The 19,768-nt window shown below is 57.2% G+C and carries 17 protein-coding genes; all 17 read left to right on the forward strand.

Translation table 11 applies throughout. From position 1 onward, the window contains the following. Nucleotides 1–78 precede the first annotated feature (78 nt). The 17 genes from mtnA to BLV61_RS24535 all read left to right on the forward strand — a co-directional run bounded on the left by mtnA (nt 79) and on the right by BLV61_RS24535 (nt 19,742). On the forward strand, nt 79–1,155 hold the full coding sequence (gene mtnA / locus BLV61_RS24455) for an S-methyl-5-thioribose-1-phosphate isomerase (RefSeq protein WP_047527088.1): 1,077 nt from the start codon (nt 79–81) through the stop codon (nt 1,153–1,155). A 426-nt stretch (nt 1,156–1,581) separates the two neighbouring features. Then, entirely contained in the window at nt 1,582–4,236 is a 2,655-nt protein-coding gene (gyrA, locus tag BLV61_RS24460) for a DNA gyrase subunit A (RefSeq protein ID WP_047527089.1), read from the forward strand. A gap of 247 nt (nt 4,237–4,483) precedes the next feature. After that, nucleotides 4,484–5,569 (forward strand): 3-phosphoserine/phosphohydroxythreonine transaminase, encoded by a 1,086-nt coding sequence (gene serC / locus BLV61_RS24465; RefSeq protein WP_047538391.1) that lies wholly within the window; start codon nt 4,484–4,486, stop codon nt 5,567–5,569. Next, a complete protein-coding gene (gene pheA, locus BLV61_RS24470; RefSeq protein ID WP_047527090.1) occupies nt 5,569–6,663 on the forward strand; it encodes a prephenate dehydratase in 1,095 nt (364 codons plus the stop codon). Before serC ends, pheA begins: the two co-directional genes overlap by 1 nt. A 12-nt stretch (nt 6,664–6,675) precedes the next feature. Continuing rightward, complete coding sequence (hisC, locus tag BLV61_RS24475) at nt 6,676–7,788, forward strand: histidinol-phosphate transaminase (protein ID WP_047527092.1); 1,113 nt, start codon at nt 6,676–6,678, stop codon at nt 7,786–7,788. A 28-nt stretch (nt 7,789–7,816) separates the two neighbouring features. After that, nucleotides 7,817–10,024: a bifunctional prephenate dehydrogenase/3-phosphoshikimate 1-carboxyvinyltransferase gene (locus BLV61_RS24480; RefSeq protein ID WP_047538394.1), complete on the forward strand. Its 2,208-nt coding sequence runs from the start codon at nt 7,817–7,819 to the stop codon at nt 10,022–10,024. Next, nucleotides 10,021–10,710, forward strand: a complete 690-nt coding sequence (cmk, locus tag BLV61_RS24485) for a (d)CMP kinase (protein WP_047527093.1) — start codon at nt 10,021–10,023, stop codon at nt 10,708–10,710. The genes BLV61_RS24480 and cmk overlap by 4 nt, the downstream gene beginning before the upstream one ends. 119 nt (nt 10,711–10,829) lie before the next feature. Beyond that, complete coding sequence (rpsA, locus tag BLV61_RS24490; protein ID WP_090467990.1) at nt 10,830–12,524, forward strand: 30S ribosomal protein S1; 1,695 nt, start codon at nt 10,830–10,832, stop codon at nt 12,522–12,524. A 205-nt stretch (nt 12,525–12,729) separates the two neighbouring features. Further along, nucleotides 12,730–13,008: a hypothetical protein gene (locus tag BLV61_RS24495; RefSeq protein WP_047527095.1), complete on the forward strand. Its 279-nt coding sequence runs from the start codon at nt 12,730–12,732 to the stop codon at nt 13,006–13,008. Nucleotides 13,009–13,158: 150 nt separating this feature from the next. Continuing rightward, on the forward strand, nt 13,159–13,455 hold the full coding sequence (gene ihfB, locus BLV61_RS24500; RefSeq protein WP_033055808.1) for an integration host factor subunit beta: 297 nt from the start codon (nt 13,159–13,161) through the stop codon (nt 13,453–13,455). Between the two features lie 27 nt (nt 13,456–13,482). Further along, nucleotides 13,483–13,722: a LapA family protein gene (locus BLV61_RS24505; protein WP_090467992.1), complete on the forward strand. Its 240-nt coding sequence runs from the start codon at nt 13,483–13,485 to the stop codon at nt 13,720–13,722. 226 nt (nt 13,723–13,948) lie between these two features. Further along, nucleotides 13,949–15,025 (forward strand): dTDP-glucose 4,6-dehydratase, encoded by a 1,077-nt coding sequence (rfbB, locus tag BLV61_RS24510; RefSeq protein WP_090467994.1) that lies wholly within the window; start codon nt 13,949–13,951, stop codon nt 15,023–15,025. Continuing rightward, on the forward strand, nt 15,022–15,915 hold the full coding sequence (gene rfbD / locus BLV61_RS24515; RefSeq protein WP_090467996.1) for a dTDP-4-dehydrorhamnose reductase: 894 nt from the start codon (nt 15,022–15,024) through the stop codon (nt 15,913–15,915). Before rfbB ends, rfbD begins: the two co-directional genes overlap by 4 nt. After that, nucleotides 15,912–16,802: a glucose-1-phosphate thymidylyltransferase RfbA gene (rfbA, locus tag BLV61_RS24520; RefSeq protein ID WP_090467998.1), complete on the forward strand. Its 891-nt coding sequence runs from the start codon at nt 15,912–15,914 to the stop codon at nt 16,800–16,802. Before rfbD ends, rfbA begins: the two co-directional genes overlap by 4 nt. A 50-nt stretch (nt 16,803–16,852) precedes the next feature. Then, the gene (locus tag BLV61_RS24525; protein WP_047527101.1) at nt 16,853–17,776 is read left to right on the forward strand and encodes a glycosyltransferase; all 924 of its coding nucleotides are present in this window, start codon (nt 16,853–16,855) and stop codon (nt 17,774–17,776) included. Continuing rightward, nucleotides 17,773–18,735, forward strand: coding sequence for a UDP-glucose 4-epimerase family protein (locus tag BLV61_RS24530; RefSeq protein ID WP_090468000.1), 963 nt, complete (start codon nt 17,773–17,775; stop codon nt 18,733–18,735). Before BLV61_RS24525 ends, BLV61_RS24530 begins: the two co-directional genes overlap by 4 nt. Then, complete coding sequence (locus BLV61_RS24535; RefSeq protein ID WP_090468002.1) at nt 18,732–19,742, forward strand: MraY family glycosyltransferase; 1,011 nt, start codon at nt 18,732–18,734, stop codon at nt 19,740–19,742. Before BLV61_RS24530 ends, BLV61_RS24535 begins: the two co-directional genes overlap by 4 nt. The last annotated feature ends 26 nt before the right edge of the window (nt 19,743–19,768 follow it).

Here is a 19,768-nt window from a genome sequence, read left to right on the forward strand (position 1 = left end):
ATGGCGAAGTATACCCGAGCGTCTTCGCGGGGGGATCGCTATAATCGGCGGCTTTTGTTCATGAGTGCGGGGTGAGGGATGCGCGATCGACTGTTGGCTGCGGAGAAAGTGAAGGCCATCGATTGGCGTGATGGCGCCCTGTATCTGCTGGATCAGCGTATTTTGCCGTTCGAGGAGACCTGGATCGCCTACACCAGCGCGGCTGGCGTGGCCGAGGCCATTCGCTCGATGGTGGTGCGCGGTGCGCCGGCGATCGGTATCAGTGCCGCTTATGGCGTTGTGCTGGCGGCTCGCGCGCGGTTTGCCGAGGGCGGGGACTGGCAGGCGGCGCTGGCGGAGGATTTTGCTCTGCTCGCCGATTCCCGGCCGACCGCTGTCAATCTGTTCTGGGCGCTGGGTCGCATGCAGGAACGGCTCGATCGGCTGAAGAATCACGCCGATCCGCTCTCTGTCCTGGAGGCCGAGGCCATCGCAATCCACGAAAGTGATCGCGAAGCCAACCTCACCATGGCGCAACTGGGTGTGGACCTGATCCGCAAGCATCAGGGCAACGCTCAGGCAATCCTGACCCATTGCAATACCGGCGCGCTGGCCACCGGCGGCTTCGGTACCGCGTTGGGTGTGATTCGCGGGGCGTTCATTGAAGGTATGGTCGAGCGCGTTTACGCCGATGAAACGCGCCCATGGTTGCAGGGGTCGCGATTGACGGCGTGGGAGTTGGCCAACGAAGGCATCCCCGTCACCCTCAATGCCGATTCCGCTGCGGCGCACATCATGAAAACCAAGGGTATTACCTGGGTGATCGTCGGCGCGGACCGGATCACCGCCAATGGCGACGTGGCGAACAAGATCGGCACTTATCAGCTGGCGGTCAACGCCATGCACCACGGTGTACGGTTCATGGTGGTGGCGCCGAGTTCGACCATCGACATGAGCCTGGCCAGTGGCGACGACATTCCGATTGAAGAGCGTGATGGTCGCGAGTTGCTGGAAGTGGGTGGCAAGCGGGTCGGGGCGGATGTCGATGCGTTCAATCCGGTGTTCGATGTCACACCGGCTGACTTGATCGACGCCATCGTCACCGAAAAAGGCATCGTCGAGCGCCCGGATACGGCGAAAATGACGCAGTTGATGTGTCGTAAGCGCCTGCATTGATGTTCTCTGGTGCCTGGTAAATCGCCATCGCTGGCAAGCCCGCTCCCACAGGGTTCTGGAGTGTTCACAAAACCTGTGGGAGCTGGCTTGCCAGCGATGAGGCCCTATATACCAATGAATCAGCCAGATCCCGCCCCAAATTCCTCATTCAAAGCGGCTCTAAGCTTCTCTGATCCCCTTCAAGCCTGTCACCGGTCAACTAACTATGCTCCATGCGCATCTGGGGGATAGGTGCGTGGCGGCTCTTGTGATAACATCCGGCGGTTTCCAAGGTTGCCCCAAGGGGTGACCTCTACTGCGCAGATCCATGGCATAACTCGTTGATTTGTCGTAAGTCGGTGCATGGCAATGAGCCTGCAGCGGCGAGCTTCGTTCGTCCCATATGGATGTGACGAAGTTTCACCAGAAAAAGGAATCAGGCTTCTCATGGGCGAACTGGCCAAAGAAATCCTCCCGGTCAATATCGAAGACGAGCTGAAGCAGTCCTACCTCGACTACGCGATGAGCGTAATTGTCGGGCGGGCACTGCCGGATGCGCGCGATGGCTTGAAGCCCGTGCACCGGCGCGTGCTGTTCGCGATGAGCGAGCTGGGCAACGACTTCAACAAGCCGTACAAGAAATCTGCCCGTGTTGTCGGTGACGTGATCGGTAAGTATCACCCTCACGGTGATACCGCGGTGTACGACACCATCGTTCGGATGGCGCAGCCATTCTCCCTGCGCTACCTGCTGGTAGACGGCCAGGGCAACTTCGGTTCGGTGGACGGCGACAACGCCGCGGCCATGCGATACACCGAAGTGCGCATGACCAAGCTGGCGCACGAGCTGCTGGCCGACCTGCATAAAGAAACCGTGGACTGGGTGCCGAACTACGACGGCACCGAAATGATCCCGGCGGTCATGCCGACCCGTATTCCCAACCTGCTGGTCAACGGCTCCAGCGGTATTGCCGTGGGCATGGCGACCAACATTCCGCCGCACAACCTCGGTGAAGTCATCGACGGTTGCCTGGCCCTCATCGACAACCCTGAGCTGACCGTCGATGAGTTGATGCAATACATTCCCGGTCCGGACTTCCCGACGGCAGCGATCATCAACGGTCGCGCCGGCATCATCGAAGCCTACCGCACCGGTCGCGGCCGCATTTACATGCGCGCCCGCTCGATGATCGAAGACATCGACAAGGTCGGTGGCCGTCAGCAGATCGTCATCACCGAACTCCCATACCAGCTGAACAAGGCCCGTTTGATCGAGAAGATCGCCGAGCTGGTAAAAGAGAAGAAACTCGAAGGCATCACCGAACTGCGCGACGAGTCCGACAAGGACGGTATGCGCGTCGTGATCGAGTTGCGTCGTGGTGAAGTGCCAGAGGTGATTCTCAACAACCTCTACGCCCAGACCCAGCTGCAAGCGGTGTTCGGCATCAACATCGTCGCACTGATCGACGGCCGCCCACGGATCCTGAACCTCAAGGACCTGCTGGAAGCCTTCGTTCGTCACCGTCGCGAAGTCGTTACCCGCCGCACCGTGTTCGAACTGCGTAAGGCGCGCGAGCGTGGTCACATCCTTGAAGGTCAAGCGGTTGCCCTGTCGAACATCGACCCGGTCATCGCCCTGATCAAGGCCTCGCCAACCCCGTCGGAAGCCAAGGAAGCGCTGGTCAGCACCCCTTGGGAATCCTCTGCCGTGGTCGCAATGGTCGAGCGTGCCGGCGCCGATTCGTGCCGTCCGGAAAACCTCGATCCGCAATACGGTCTGCGCGATGGCAAGTACTTCCTGTCGCCAGAACAGGCGCAAGCCATTCTGGAACTGCGTCTGCACCGTCTGACCGGTCTGGAACACGAAAAGCTGCTGGCCGAGTATCAAGAGATCCTCAACCAGATCGGCGAGCTGATCCGCATCCTCAACAGCGCCACGCGCCTGATGGAAGTGATCCGCGAAGAGCTGGAAGTGATCCGCGCCGAATACGGCGATGTACGTCGCACCGAGATTCTGGATGCCCGTCTCGACCTGACCCTGGGTGACATGATCCCGGAAGAAGAGCGCGTCGTGACCATTTCCCACGGTGGTTATGCCAAGACCCAGCCGCTGGCTGCGTACCAGGCCCAGCGTCGTGGCGGTAAAGGCAAGTCGGCGACCGGCGTCAAGGATGAGGACTACATCGCTCACCTGCTGGTGGCCAACAGTCACACCACGCTGTTGCTGTTCTCCAGCAAGGGCAAGGTGTACTGGCTCAAGACCTACGAAATCCCCGAGGCGTCCCGTGCTGCCCGTGGTCGTCCGCTGGTCAACCTGCTGCCGCTGGATGACGGTGAATACATCACCACCATGCTGCCGGTCGAGGAGTACACCGAAGGTCACTACATCTTCATGGCCACCGCAAACGGCACCGTGAAGAAGACCCCGCTGGAATCCTTCAGCCGTCAACGCAGCGTCGGTTTGATCGCGCTGGAGCTGGATGAGGGCGACGTGCTGATTTCCGCCGCCATTACCGATGGCGAACGTGAAGTCATGCTGTTCTCCGATGGCGGCAAGGTGACTCGCTTCAAGGAATCCGACGTTCGCGCCATGGGCCGTACCGCCCGCGGTGTGCGCGGCATGCGTCTGCCGGAAGGCCAGAAGCTGATTTCCATGCTGATCCCTGAAGAAGGCAGCCAGATCCTCACCGCTTCCGAGCGTGGCTTCGGCAAGCGTACGGCGATCACCGAGTTCCCTGAGTACAAGCGTGGCGGCCAAGGCGTTATCGCTATGGTCAGCAACGAGCGTAACGGCCGTCTGGTCGGTGCGGTTCAGGTGCTTGATGGCGAGGAGATCATGCTGATTTCCGACCAGGGCACCCTGGTACGTACCCGTGTCGACGAAGTCTCCAGCCTGGGTCGCAATACCCAGGGCGTAACCCTGATCAAACTGGCCAAGGATGAAACCCTGGTTGGTCTGGAGCGGGTCCAGGAGCCGTCGGAGGTCGAGGGTGAAGAGCTGGAAGGTGAAGAGGGGGCGGAGTTTGACGGTGAGGTCGTGATCGACGACGTTGTCGAAGACCAGCAACTCGACGCCGCCGCTGACGAAGAACCTCAAGAGTAAGCGGGTAAGCAGGGGGCGGATGAAAATTCGCCCCCTTGTTGTTTGTCCGTAATGAAATATCGACACCTCTGGAGATCCCTTGTGGGAGCGAGCCTGCTCGCGATGCAGGCGCCACGGTACGTCTGAAGTATCGCGGTGATGCAATCGCGAGCAGGCTCGCTCCCACACATCTGTTTCAGCAGGGGGCCGGTGTTGGCTGACAATGTGATTTATTGCGTGATACCACCAAATCAGAGCGAGATTGGATGTGAGCAAGAGAGCCTATAACTTCTGTGCCGGTCCTGCGGCGCTTCCCGAAGCTGTCCTGCAGCGCGCCCAGGGTGAACTTCTCGATTGGCACGGCAAGGGCCTGTCGGTCATGGAGATGAGTCATCGCAGTGATGAGTTCGTGTCCATTGCCACCAAAGCCGAGCAGGATCTGCGTGATCTGCTGGATATCCCCTCGAACTATAAAGTGCTGTTTCTGCAAGGTGGCGCCAGCCAGCAATTTGCTCAGATTCCTCTGAACCTGTTGCCGGAAAGCGGCTCTGCCGACTATATCGATACCGGTATCTGGTCGCAGAAAGCCATCGAAGAAGCTTCGCGCTACGGCCACGTCAATGTTGCCGCTACCGCCAAGCCTTACGACTATTTCGCCATTCCCGGGCAGAACGAGTGGAAGCTGTCGAAAGACGCGGCCTACGTTCACTACGCGCCGAACGAAACCATTGGCGGCCTGGAGTTCCAGTGGGTTCCGGAAACCGGTGATGTTCCGCTGGTGGCCGACATGTCCTCGGACATTCTTTCCCGTCCGATCGACGTCTCGCGCTTCGGCATGATCTACGCCGGTGCCCAGAAAAACATCGGCCCGAGCGGCATCGTGGTGAACATCGTTCGCGAAGACCTGCTGGGTCGCGCCCGTTCCCTGTGCCCGACCATGCTCGACTACAAGGTCGCGGCTGATAACGGTTCGATGTACAACACCCCGCCAACCCTGGCCTGGTACCTGTCCGGCCTGGTGTTCGAGTGGCTGAAAGAGCAGGGCGGTGTCGAAGCCATCGGCAAGCTCAACGAAGTGAAGCAGCGCACGCTGTACGACTTCATCGATGCCAGCGGCCTGTACAGCAACCCGATCAACAAGTCGGACCGTTCCTGGATGAACGTGCCGTTCCGCCTGGCGGACGACCGTCTCGACAAGCCGTTCCTGGCCGGCGCCGACGAGCGTGGTCTGTTGAACCTCAAGGGGCACCGCTCCGTGGGCGGCATGCGCGCCTCCATCTATAACGCCGTCGACATCAACGCGATCAATGCGCTGATTTCGTACATGGCAGAGTTCGAGAAGGAACACGGCTAATGTCTGAGCAAGAACTCAAGGCACTGCGCCTGCGCATTGATGCCCTGGACGAAAAGGTCCTGGAGTTGATCAGTGAGCGTGCGCGCTGCGCCCAGGAAGTCGCGCGAGTAAAGATGGCCTCGCTGGCCGAAGGCGAAGTGCCGGTGTTCTATCGTCCTGAGCGCGAGGCTCAGGTGCTCAAGCGTGTCATGGAGCGTAACCAGGGGCCGCTGGGTAACGAAGAGATGGCGCGGTTGTTCCGCGAAATCATGTCTTCGTGCCTGGCCCTCGAGCAGCCGCTGAAAGTGGCCTATCTCGGCCCTGAAGGTACCTTCACCCAGGCGGCTGCCATGAAGCACTTCGGCCATGCCGTGATCAGCAAGCCAATGGCGGCGATCGATGAAGTGTTCCGGGAAGTGGCGGCCGGTGCGGTGAACTTTGGCGTGGTCCCGGTGGAGAACTCCACCGAAGGCGCGGTCAACCACACGCTGGACAGCTTCCTTGAACACGACATGGTGATCTGCGGCGAAGTCGAGCTGCGCATCCACCATCACCTGTTGGTCGGTGAGAACACCAAGACCGACAGCATCAGTCGCATCTACTCCCACGCTCAGTCCCTGGCCCAGTGCCGCAAGTGGCTGGACGCCCATTACCCGAATGTCGAACGCGTGGCGGTGTCCAGCAACGCCGAGGCGGCCAAACGGGTCAAGGGTGAGTGGAACTCGGCGGCGATTGCCGGTGATATGGCGGCCGGCTTGTACGGGTTGACCCGACTGGCCGAGAAAATCGAAGACCGTCCGGATAACTCCACGCGGTTCCTCATGATCGGCAACCAGGAAGTGCCGCCGACTGGCGACGACAAGACCTCGATCATCGTCTCCATGAGCAACAAGCCTGGCGCGCTTCACGAGTTGCTGGTGCCATTCCACGACAATGGCATCGACCTGACGCGAATCGAGACCCGTCCGTCGCGCAGTGGCAAATGGACCTATGTGTTCTTCATCGACTTCGTCGGCCACCACCGTGATCCGCTGATCAAAGGTGTGCTGGAAAAGATCAGTCAGGAAGCAGTGGCACTCAAAGTGCTGGGTTCCTACCCGAAAGCAGTTCTCTAAGGGCGGTAGCAAATGAGTGGTGATTTCCTAGCTCTGGCGCAGCCGGGCGTGCAACAACTTTCGCCTTACGTTCCGGGCAAGCCCGTGGACGAACTGGCGCGCGAGCTGGACCTCGATCCGGCCAGCATCGTCAAACTGGCAAGCAACGAAAACCCGCTGGGCGCCAGCCCCAAGGCGCTGGCAGCCATCCGCGATGCGCTCGCGGAGCTGACCCGCTACCCGGACGGCAACGGTTTCGCGCTCAAGACCTTGCTGGCCGAGCAGTGCCGCGTCGAGCTGAGTCAAGTGACCCTGGGCAACGGCTCCAATGACATTCTGGAGCTGGTCGCGCGCGCTTACCTGGCGCCGGGCCTGAATGCGGTGTTCAGCGAGCACGCGTTTGCGGTCTATCCGATCGTGACCCAGGCTGTCGGCGCCCAGGCCAAAGTGATTCCGGCCAAAGACTGGGGGCATGATCTGCCGGCCATGTTGGCAGCGATCGACGCCAACACCCGCGTTGTGTTCATCGCCAACCCGAACAACCCGACCGGAACCTGGTTCGACACCGAGGCGCTGGACGAATTTCTGCAAGACGTGCCGGAGCACGTGCTGGTCGTGCTGGACGAGGCCTACATCGAGTACGCCGAAGGCAGCGATCTGCCGGACGGCCTGGATTTCCTGGCGGCTTACCCGAACCTGCTGGTTTCGCGGACTTTCTCCAAGGCTTATGGCCTGGCGGCGCTGCGCGTCGGCTATGGCTTGTCCACCGCGGTGGTCGCCGATGTGCTGAACCGTGTGCGCCAGCCGTTCAACGTCAACAGCCTGGCCCTGGCTGCTGCTTGCGCCGCCCTGCAAGACGCCGAGTACCTGGCCGAAAGTCGTCGACTCAATGAGACCGGCATGCAGCAGCTGGAAGCGGGCTTCCGCGATCTGGGGCTGAGCTGGATTCCCTCCAAGGGCAATTTCATTTGTGTCGATCTCGGTCGAGTGGCGGCCCCGGTTTTCCAGGGGTTGCTGCGTGAAGGTGTGATCGTGCGTCCGGTGGCTAACTACGGCATGCCGAATCACTTGCGCGTCACCATCGGTCTGCCGGCTGAAAACAGCCGCTTCCTCGAGGCGCTGGCCAAGGTTCTGGCTCGTGGTTGATGTCACTGCGCTGCCATCTGCCGAACCTGTGATCGGGCGCCTGGTGGTGGTCGGCCTGGGGTTGATCGGCGGTTCGTTTGCCAAGGGCTTGCGTGAAAGCGGCCTGTGCCGAGAAGTGGTCGGTGTCGATCTCGATCCGCAATCGCGCAAGCTGGCGGTTGAGTTGGGTGTGGTGGATCGTTGCGAAGATGACCTGGCACTGGCCTGCCAAGGCGCGGACGTTATTCAGTTGGCGGTGCCGATCCTCGCCATGGAAAAACTGCTCGCCCGACTGGCTGAGATGAAGCTGGGGTCGGCGATCCTGACCGACGTCGGCAGCGCCAAGGGCAATGTGGTGCGAGCCGCGACCGAAGCATTTGGCGGTATGCCGCCGCGTTTCGTTCCAGGGCATCCGATAGCCGGTTCCGAGCAGAGCGGGGTGGAAGCCTCCAATGCCGAGTTGTTTCGACGCCACAAGGTGATTCTGACGCCGCTGGATCAGACCGATCCGGCAGCGCTGGCGGTGGTCGACCGTTTGTGGCGGGAATTGGGTGCCGATGTCGAGCACATGCAGGTCGAGCGCCACGACGAAGTGTTGGCGGCGACCAGTCATCTGCCGCACTTGCTGGCATTCGGTTTGGTCGACTCGTTGGCCAAGCGCAATGAAAATCTTGAGATCTTCCGCTACGCTGCGGGCGGTTTCCGCGATTTCACAAGAATCGCCGGGAGCGACCCGGTCATGTGGCACGACATCTTCCTCGCCAACCGGGAAGCTGTCCTGCGCACACTCGATACATTTCGCAGCGACCTCGACGCCTTGCGCGACGCGGTCGATGCAGGGGATGGGCACCAATTGTTGGGCGTATTCACTCGCGCCCGGGTTGCCCGCGAGCATTTCAGTAAAATCCTGGCCCGTCGGGCCTATGTGGACGCTATGAATTCCAACGATCTGATTTTCCTGGCTCAACCTGGTGGCCGCCTGTCCGGTCGGATTCGCGTACCAGGTGACAAATCGATTTCCCACCGTTCGATCATGCTGGGCTCCTTGGCCGAAGGCGTGACCGAAGTGGAAGGTTTCCTCGAGGGCGAAGACGCCCTGGCGACCCTTCAGGCTTTCCGTGACATGGGTGTCGTGATCGAGGGGCCGCACCACGGCCGCGTGACCATTCACGGCGTCGGCCTGCATGGTCTGAAGCCGGCGCCTGGTCCGATCTATCTGGGTAACTCCGGTACTTCGATGCGTCTGTTGTCCGGCCTGCTGGCTGCGCAAGATTTCGACAGCACCCTGACCGGCGACGCCTCGCTGTCCAAGCGTCCGATGAATCGCGTGGCCAATCCGCTGCGTGAAATGGGCGCTGTGATCGAGACCGCTGCTGAAGGTCGCCCACCGATGATCATTCGTGGTGGTCACAAACTTAAAGGCCTGACTTACACCATGCCGATGGCCAGTGCTCAGGTGAAGTCCTGTCTGCTGCTGGCGGGTCTGTACGCGGAAGGCAAGACCACCGTTACCGAGCCTGCGCCGACCCGTGACCACACCGAGCGCATGCTGCGTGGTTTCGGCTATCCGGTGACCGTCAATGGCGCGACTGCATCGGTGGAGTCCGGCAACAAGCTGACCGCCACCCACATCGAAGTACCCGGTGATATCTCCTCGTCGGCGTTTTTCCTGGTGGCGGCTTCGATCGCCGAAGGTTCCGAGCTGGTGCTCGAGCATGTCGGCATCAATCCTACCCGTACCGGCGTGATCGACATCCTGCGTTTGATGGGCGCCGACATCACCCTGGAAAACCAGCGTGAAGTGGGCGGCGAGCCAGTAGCTGACCTGCGCGTACGTGCAGCTAAACTCAAAGGTATCGAGATTCCGGAAGCGCTGGTTCCATTGGCCATCGACGAATTTCCGGTGCTCTTCGTGGCGGCCGCCTGCGCTGAAGGGCGCACCGTGCTGCGCGGCGCCGAAGAGCTACGGGTGAAGGAGTCGGACCGCATTCAGGTCATGGCCGATGGCTTGCTGGCGCTGGGCGTCAAGTGCGAACCGACCCCGGACGGCATCATCATCGATGGCGGCCAGATCGGCGGCGGCGAAGTGCACGGTCACGGCGATCACCGGATTGCCATGGCCTTTAGTGTTGCCTCGCTGCGTGCCAGTGCGCCCATCCGCATCCATGATTGCGCCAACGTCGCGACGTCGTTCCCCAACTTCCTCGCGCTGTGCGCACAGGTCGGCATCCGCGTTGCCCAAGAGGCCCAGTCGTGAACAGCATTGCACCGGTCATCACCATTGATGGGCCTAGCGGCTCCGGAAAAGGCACCGTCGCCGGGATACTGGCCAAACGCCTTGGCTGGAATCTGCTGGATTCCGGTGCGCTGTACCGTTTGCTGGCCTTCGCTGCGCATAACCACGGCGTTGACCTGACCAATGAAGAATTGCTGAAAAAACTCGCCGCTCATCTGGATGTGCAATTCATTGCGGCGACCGACGGTCAGTTGCAGCGCATCATTCTGGAAGGTGACGAAGTCAGCGATGTGATCCGTACGGAGAGTGTCGGGTCCGGTGCCTCCCAGGTGGCTGCATTGCCCGCGGTTCGCGAAGCATTGTTGCAGCGCCAGCGCGCATTCCTGGAAGCGCCGGGTCTGGTGGCCGACGGTCGAGACATGGGTACGGTGGTATTTCCGGATGCACCGCTGAAGATTTTCCTGACCGCCAGTGCCGAGGAGCGTGCGCGCCGTCGATACTTGCAGTTGAAGGGCAAAGTCGATGGTGTTAGTCTGTCGAGTCTGCTAGATGAGATACGTGCACGCGATGAGCGTGACACCCAGCGAGCGGTAGCCCCGCTCAAGCCGGCGGCTGACGCCATTCAGCTGGATTCCACGGAATTGTCCATCGATCAGGTGCTGGAACGCATCATGAGCGAGATCGCCATTCGCGATATCGCCGGGTGACCAAGAAGGCCGCGGGGGACCAGTCATAGTCCTGCGGCGCTTCTTTTAAATGAAACTAACCCACATCGTCTGGGGTGTGGAGATGGGCGTATTCTTCGCCCTCATCAACAGGAATTAAAATGAGCGAAAGCTTTGCGGAACTCTTTGAAGAAAGCCTAAAAACCCTGAACCTTCAGGCAGGCTCCATCATCACCGGTGTTATCGTTGATATCGATTACCAAGCTCGCTGGGTAACCGTTCACGCTGGCCTGAAGTCTGAAGCACTCATCCCGCTTGAGCAGTTCTACAACGACGCTGGCGAACTGAACATCAACGTCGGTGACGAAGTTCACGTTGCTCTGGACTCGGTTGAAGACGGCTTTGGTGAAACCAAGCTGTCCCGTGAAAAAGCCAAGCGCGCTGAATGCTGGATTGTTCTGGAAGCAGCCTTCGCAGCCGAAGAAGTGGTCAAGGGCGTTATCAACGGTAAGGTTAAAGGCGGCTTCACAGTCGACGTTAACGGCATCCGTGCGTTCCTGCCAGGTTCTCTGGTTGACGTCCGTCCAGTGCGCGACACCACGCACCTGGAAGGCAAAGAGCTGGAATTCAAGGTCATCAAGCTGGACCAGAAGCGCAACAACGTTGTCGTTTCCCGTCGCAGCGTCCTCGAAGCCGAGAACTCCGCCGAGCGTGAAGCTCTGCTGGAATCCCTGCAGGAAGGCCAGCAAGTCAAAGGTATCGTCAAGAACCTCACCGATTACGGCGCATTCGTCGATCTGGGTGGCGTCGATGGCCTGCTGCACATTACCGACATGGCTTGGAAGCGTATCAAGCATCCTTCTGAAATCGTCAACGTTGGCGACGAGATCGATGTCAAGGTTCTGAAATACGATCGCGAGCGCAATCGTGTTTCCCTGGGCCTCAAGCAACTGGGCGAAGATCCATGGGTTGCTATCAAAGCCCGTTACCCAGAAAGCACTCGCGTCACCGCTCGTGTAACCAACCTGACCGACTACGGCTGCTTCGCTGAGCTGGAAGAAGGCGTTGAAGGTCTGGTACACGTTTCCGAAATGGACTGGACCAACAAGAACATCCACCCTTCGAAAGTCGTACAAGTCGGCGACGAAGTGGAAGTTATGGTTCTGGACATCGACGAAGAGCGTCGTCGTATCTCCCTGGGCATCAAGCAGTGCAAATCTAACCCATGGGAAGATTTCTCTGGCCAGTTCAACAAGGGCGATAAAATCTCCGGCACCATCAAGTCGATCACCGATTTCGGTATCTTCATTGGTCTGGACGGCGGCATCGACGGCCTGGTTCACCTGTCCGACATCTCCTGGAACGAAGTGGGCGAAGAAGCCGTACGCCGCTTCAAGAAAGGCGACGAGCTGGACACCGTTATCCTGTCGGTTGACCCAGAGCGCGAGCGCATCTCCCTGGGTATCAAGCAGCTGGAAAGCGATCCGTTCTCCGAGTACGTTCAAGAGAACGACAAAGGCGCAATCGTTAAGGGCATCGTGAAAGAAGTTGACGCCAAAGGCGCCATCATCACTCTGGCCGACGATATCGAAGCGACTCTGAAAGCCTCCGAAATCAGCCGTGACCGCGTTGAAGACGCGCGCAACGTTCTGAAAGAAGGCGAAGAAGTAGAAGCCAAGATCATCAGCGTTGATCGTAAGAGCCGCGTAATCCAGCTCTCGATCAAGTCGAAAGACGTTGAAGACGAGAAAGAAGCTATCCAGAGCCTGCGCGACAAGCCAGCAGCTACGGATGCTCCAGTAGCCACCACTCTGGGTGACCTGCTGCGTGCTGCACAAGCGGAAAAACAGAACTAAGTTCTGACTTTCTGTAAAAAAGGGCGACTTCGGTCGCCCTTTTTTGTGCCTGGAATTTACCAGGGGTGATGGCTGTGTGGGTCGGGGGGAAACCAATGTGGCCAACAGCTGTCTCTTTCTTTAATCGGATCAATCGTTTATTTGCAGCTAGTCTTTAGACTGAGTCGAACGACAGTCGGGCAGGGTGCCTGGCATAAGGAAGTGAATGAACAAGCTCATTGTCGCAATAGCAATTCTGACATTGGCGGGTTGTACGACTAACGCCAAGACTCGCGCTGTGCGTGGGGTCAGTGGTATTGAGATTGATTGTTCGGGATTGGGCTCGGGGTGGGACAAGTGTCATAAGCGAGCGGCCAAGGAGTGCAAGGCAGCAGGCTATAAGGTTGTGGCCAGGTCCGATGATGTCAAGGAAGAAGATGAGTTTCCCTTTGGCTTCAATCCGGCGGGTTATCTGACTCGCACCATGCTGGTCATCTGCAGATGAGCGTGCGACGGCGTGTAAGTGTGGCAATGCCCTGAAATCGGGAATTTGTAGTGGGTGGGGGGATGTTAAAATTCGGACTGTTCAAAATCATCCGGGCGTGCTAAAACCTTTGAAGCGCTGATCTAGCTGCTTGAAAAAGAAGGGAAAAATATGACGAAGTCGGAGTTGATCGAACGAATTGTCACCCATCAAGGGCTGCTCTCATCGAAGGATGTGGAGCTGGCTATCAAGACCATGCTTGAGCAAATGTCCCAATGTCTGGCCACGGGGGATCGTATCGAGATCCGTGGTTTTGGCAGCTTCTCCCTACACTACCGCGCGCCGCGAGTAGGTCGCAATCCAAAAACCGGTCAGTCCGTCAGCCTCGACGGCAAGTTCGTTCCGCATTTCAAGCCGGGAAAAGAATTGCGTGATCGTGTAAACGAGGATGAAGAGGAAGTCCTTTGACTGTCGTCGCTCCTCAAGGAGTCGCTCATGCGTAATTTAAAAAGAGTGCTTCTTGGTATCTTCATACTGTTGCTGGTGCTGGCGATCCTGGCCTTCGTACTCGAAAACCAGCAATCGGTGTCACTGCTGTTTCTAGGCTGGGCTGGACCGGAGTTGCCGGTCTCTCTGATGATGGTTATCGCACTATTGATCGGCATGGTAGTCGGGCCGCTGCTAAGCTGGTTCCTGGGGCGATCTTTCAGAGCTTCGCGCAAGCGACTTGTCTGATTGCGACGAGCAGGAGATATCTGTCGAATTTGCGCCACTGCTTGTCTATATCCATTAGTAAACCGTTCATTAAACTGTAAAATGCTTGCCTTGTTCGATAGTGGCATTTTCCAACGTCGAGTCGGAACAGTGCTAACAGAGGCCTCAAGTTTTATGGCTTTTGTATTCATGGATTAGACAGTGTTCGGAAGGCGGCTCTGTCAGTAACTCAAGGGTATGGTCTCGCGTGAAAATTCTAGTAACCGGCGGTGCCGGATTTATCGGCTCGGCAGTCATTCGGCACATCATTTGCGGCACGTCTGATTCTGTCGTTAACGTCGATAAGCTGACTTATGCCGGTAATCTTGAGTCTTTGGCTGAAGTCAGCCAGAACTCACGTTACGTGTTCGAGCGTGTCGACATCTGTGACCGTGATCAGATTGATCGCGTGCTGCGTGAACATCAACCGGATGCCATCATGCACCTGGCCGCAGAATCCCACGTTGATCGGTCGATATCCGGGCCGTCTGAATTTATCCAGACCAACATCATTGGCACCTACACCCTGTTGGAGGCGGCGCGCCAGTACTGGGCCTCGCTGGATGAGGTGCGCAAGGCCAGCTTCCGATTCCATCATATTTCGACTGATGAGGTTTACGGAGACCTTGACGGTCCGGAAGACCTTTTCACCGAAACAACCCCATATCAGCCAAGCTCACCCTATTCGGCCAGCAAGGCTAGCTCAGATCATTTGGTTCGCGCTTGGGCCCGCACTTATGGCCTGCCGACCCTGGTCACCAACTGTTCTAACAATTACGGGCCATGCCACTTCCCCGAGAAATTGATACCCCTGATCATTCTCAACGCATTGGAAGGCAAGCCGTTGCCGGTCTATGGCAAAGGTGATCAGGTTCGCGACTGGCTCTACGTCGAAGATCATGCCCGGGCACTCTACAAGGTGGTGACTGAGGGTGTTGTCGGTGAGACTTACAATATCGGCGGCCATAACGAGAAACAGAACATCGAAGTAGTGCACGCCCTTTGCGCGCTGCTAGACGAGCTGTGTCCTGACTCCGCTTATCGCCCCCATGCGAGTCTGATTACTTATGTTCAGGATCGACCTGGGCACGACCAGCGTTACGCCATTGATGCCAGCAAAATTCAGCGTGAGCTGGGCTGGGCTCCGGAAGAAACCTTCGAAACCGGTATTCGCAAGACCGTCGAGTGGTACCTCAATAACGCTGAATGGGTCGCCCACGTGAAGAGCGGCAGCTATCAGCAGTGGATCGACCAAAATTACGCGGATCGCTCGAACAAGGCATGAAAATCCTTCTGCTGGGTAAGAATGGACAGGTAGGTTGGGAGCTGCAGCGCTCCCTCGAACCGTTAGGTGAGCTGATTGCACTGGATCGTCAGCCTGTTGACGGGTTGTGCGGCGACTTGTCCGATCTAGATGCTTTACGCGCGACGATCCGCCAGATCAAGCCTGATGTCATCGTCAACGCAGCGGCCTACACCGCAGTCGACAAGGCTGAATCAGACACCAAGCTGGCCTTCCTTGTGAACGGCCAGGCGGTCCAGATGCTGGCCGAAGAAGCAGCCACTCTCAATGCCTGGCTGGTTCACTATTCAACCGACTACGTCTTCAGTGGTAGCGGTTCTGTGCCGTGGCTGGAGACGGATGCTGTCGGCCCGGTGAATCAGTACGGTGCGAGCAAGCTGGCAGGTGAGCGAGCAATCCATGCATCGGGCTGCAGGCATTTGATCCTCCGCACGAGCTGGGTCTACGGTGCGCGCGGCAACAACTTTGCCAAGACGATGCTGCGTCTGGCGAAAGACAGGGATACGCTGAATGTTATTGCAGATCAGATCGGAGCCCCGACAGGGGCTGATTTGATAGCTGATGTTACCGCTCTGGCCATTCGGCAGGCGCTGCAGCAGCCCGAACTTTCAGGTTTGTATCACCTGGCAGCCAGTGGTGAAGTGTCCTGGCACGGCTATGCAAGCCATGTGATTGCATTCGCCCAGGCCAATGGCGAGCAACTTGCCGTAACAGCAGTCAATCCAATCGACACGACTGCTTACCCGACACCTGCCCAACGACCGCTGAACTCGCGTCTAAATACTCAGAAGTTACGCGAAAATTTTTCTTTACACTTGCCGGATTGGCAAAGTGGTGTAAATCGAATGCTTAGGGAAGTTCTAAACAAATGACCACGACAAATCGTAAAGGCATCATCCTCGCTGGCGGTTCGGGTACACGCCTGCATCCGCTAACTCTGGGCGTCTCCAAACAGATGTTGCCGATCTACGATAAGCCGATGATTTTCTACCCGTTGTCGGTGCTGATGCTGGCGGGTATGCAGGAAATTCTGATCATTTCGACTCCTGAAGACTTGCCGTGCTTCCGTAAGCTGCTGGGCGATGGCAGTCAGTATGGGGTCAAGTTGACCTATGCCGAACAGCCCAGTCCGGACGGCCTCGCTCAGGCGTTTATCATTGGTGAGGAGTTTATTGGTAAGAATCCTTGTTGCTTGATCCTTGGTGACAACATTTTCTATGGTCAGCATTTTTCTGACAATTTGCGATCAGCCAGCACTCAACAGCATGGCGCGACTGTATTCGGCTACCACGTCTCCGATCCGGAGCGCTTCGGTGTTGTTGAATTCGACAAAACCGGTCGGGCGCTAAGTATTGAAGAGAAACCGCTGAAGCCAAAATCCAACTATGCGGTGACCGGCCTGTACTTCTACGACAATGATGTTGTCGAGATTGCCAAAAACATCAAGCCTTCAGAGCGTGGTGAGCTGGAGATTACAGATGTCAATCGTGCTTACCTGGAGAAGAAAACCCTCAATGTAGAAATGCTTGGGCGCGGGTTCGCGTGGCTGGACACCGGGACTCATGATTCTTTGCTGGAGGCCAGTCACTTCGTGCACACCATCGAGAAGCGCCAGGGATTGAAAGTCGCTTGCCTCGAAGAAATTGCGTACAACAATGGCTGGATCACAGCACAGCAGCTTGCCAGTCAGGCTGACGCATTGAAAAAGACCGGCTACGGCCAGTACCTGCAGAAACTGCTGGATTCACCTTCACGTTGATCGGGGAGCAATGCTCCCTTCCGTGATTATTAGTTGCAAGCAGGAATGGCATGCCATTAAAACAACCCAAGGTTGCAGTTTTGCTGGCTGCCTACAACGGCATGCAGTGGATCGAAGAGCAGTTGGCTTCGATCCTCTGCCAGTCTGGCGTAGACGTCAGTATCCATATCAGCATCGATACCTCCAACGATGGTACTGAGGCGTGGTGCGAGTCTTTCGCGGCCTTACACTCAAATGTAACCGTGTTGCCGGCGGTGGGGCGTTTTGGTGGTGCTTCCCGGAATTTTTTTCGTTTGATGCGCGACGTAAACTTTGAAGTTTATGACTTCATCGCGTTCGCTGACCAAGATGACGTGTGGCATTCGGATAAGCTGAAGAGAGCAACCGAAATGTTACGCGGACAAGATGTTGATGCCTACTCCAGTAATGTGACGGCATTCTGGTCGAACGGAAGAACGCACCTTCTTGATAAAGCTCAGGCTCAGGTTGAGTGGGACTATTTGTTTGAGGCGGCGGGGCCAGGTTGCACATATGTCTTTAGCCATCATTTGGCTGAAGTGTTAAAGACCTCAATTGTTGAAAACTGGCAGGCTGTTCAGGATGTCAGTTTGCATGATTGGTACTGCTATGCTTTTTCGCGCAGTCATGGCTATAAATGGCTAATCGATCCTTATTCCTCAATGCAGTACCGGCAGCACGAGCGGAATCAGGTTGGGGCCAATACAGGCATCAATCCGCTGATTGCTCGTTATAAAACCATTCATGATGGTTGGTGGTTCTCCCAAGTCAAGTTGATAGCGAGTCTTGTGGGAGTGTCAGAGGTGCTATTTGTTAGTCAGTGGTTCAAGTTAGGTCGAAAAGAGTTACTTGCGTTGTCTTTAAATGCTTGTAAGTGTCGGCGCAGGTTTCGTGACAAGATGTTTTTCTTTTTTATATGTTTGGCAACCGCTGTTATTGGAAGAAAAACCAAATGAGCGTCTCGCGAGTACTGGTGACGGGGGCGAGTGGGTTTGTCGGGGAGGCTGTTGTTTACAGGCTGCTTCTTGATCGCCGGTACACTCCAGTAGCCGCTTCACGTGGAAGAACGCGACTGGACGGCCTTTGTCAGGTCGTGCCCTTCGACTTGGGTGGGGCAGTCACGATCACTTCAATGATGGGTGTTGAGGTGGTTGTTCACGCCGCAGCTCGCGTTCATGTAATGAATGAAAAGGCAGTCGATGCCCTTGCCGAGTTTCGACGTATCAATGTCGACGGTACTGTCAGGCTTGCACGAAGTGCTGCGGCTGCCGGAGTAAAGCGCTTCATTTTTATCAGCTCGATTAAAGTCAATGGTGAGTCAACAGAGCCAGGCAAACCGTTTGATGCGGATTTGAAACCTCAGCCGATGGATCCTTACGGTATCTCGAAGATGGAGGCGGAGATAGCGCTGAGAGACATCGCTCGAGAGACAGGGATGGAGGTGGTCATTATTCGCCCGCCGCTTGTGTATGGACCAGGTGTCAAGGCGAACTTCCTGAGTATGATGCGCTGGCTCGACAGGGGCGTGGTGCTGCCCTTCGGGGCGATTGGTAATCGGCGAAGTCTGGTAGCAATTGGTAATCTTGTGGACCTGCTGGTCACTTGCATTGACCATCCTGCGGCGGCCGGGCAAACCTTTCTTGTCAGTGATGACGCAGATATGTCCACCACCCAATTGCTCGAAAACATGGCAAATGCTCTTGGTAAAAAAGCACGGCTCTTGCCGTTGCCGGTGTGGCTGCTGAAGGCTGTGGCGTCATGTTTTGGAAAGCAAGGTGTTGCCCAGCGCCTGTGTGCCTCGTTGCAAGTCGATATCAGTAAAACCAGGCATGTACTCGGCTGGGTTCCGCCTGTCTCTGTCGAGAAGGCGCTCCGCCAAACTGCAGATTATTACCGGGATTTAAAAAACAGATGATTGTCTGGTGGTTGTTGGGTGTGGTTTTTGCGATCTCCTGTGGGTTGACCCTGGTACTGCGTCGTTACGCATTGGCCAAAAGCCTGATGGATATCCCGAATGAACGGAGTTCTCATTCTGTGCCAACCCCCCGGGGCGGGGGCGTCGCCATTGTCGCGGCCTGTTCGGTGGCACTCCCTGTGTTGGGTGGGATGGGGTACTTGGAAGGCGCGTCGTTACTGGGTGTGCTGGGTGGCGGGCTGCTTGTCGCAATCATTGGTTTCGCGGACGATCACGGGCATATCGACGCCAAGTGGCGGCTCCTCGGTCACTTTATAGCCGCAGCTTGGGCGTTGTACTGGCTCAACGGCCTTGCACCCATCCAATTGTTTGGTGAAAGAGTCGATCTGTCGGTGATAGGTAGCGTACTGGCCGCGTTCTATCTGGTTTGGATGCTCAATCTCTACAACTTTATGGATGGCATCGATGGTTTGGCGAGCGCGGAGGCCATCAGTGCGTGTTTGGGGATGTGTCTGGTTTACTGGTGGTTTGATGCTACAAGCCTGATATGGGGACCGCTGGTCCTGATCGGGGCTGTTGCAGGTTTCTTGTGCTGGAACTTTCCTCCAGCGCGAATCTTCATGGGGGACGCCGGCAGTGGTTTCCTGGGATTCATTCTGGGTGCATTAGCGTTAGAGTCTGCCTGGGTTCGACCTGAGCTCTTTTGGTGCTGGATAATACTTCTTGGTGTTTTCATCGTAGATGCGACCTGGACTCTGATGAGGAGGCTGCTTCGTGGCGAAAAGGTTTATCAGGCTCATAGGAGTCACGCCTATCAGCACGCCTCACGTCGATACCAAAGCCATCTGGTGGTAACTTTGCTTGTTGTATTGATAAACCTTGTTTGGTTGTTGCCGATTGCATTGCTGGTGGGGGCCGGTTGGCTTGGGGGCGGGGCGGGTTGTCTGATAGCGTTTGTTCCGCTGGCAATGCTGGCATGGAAGTTTCAGGCAGGAGTAGCAGGCTGACCAAGAGTCGCGAAAACTACTCCGAA

Source organism: Pseudomonas mohnii, from assembly GCF_900105115.1.
Lineage (GTDB): Bacteria > Pseudomonadota > Gammaproteobacteria > Pseudomonadales > Pseudomonadaceae > Aquipseudomonas > Aquipseudomonas mohnii.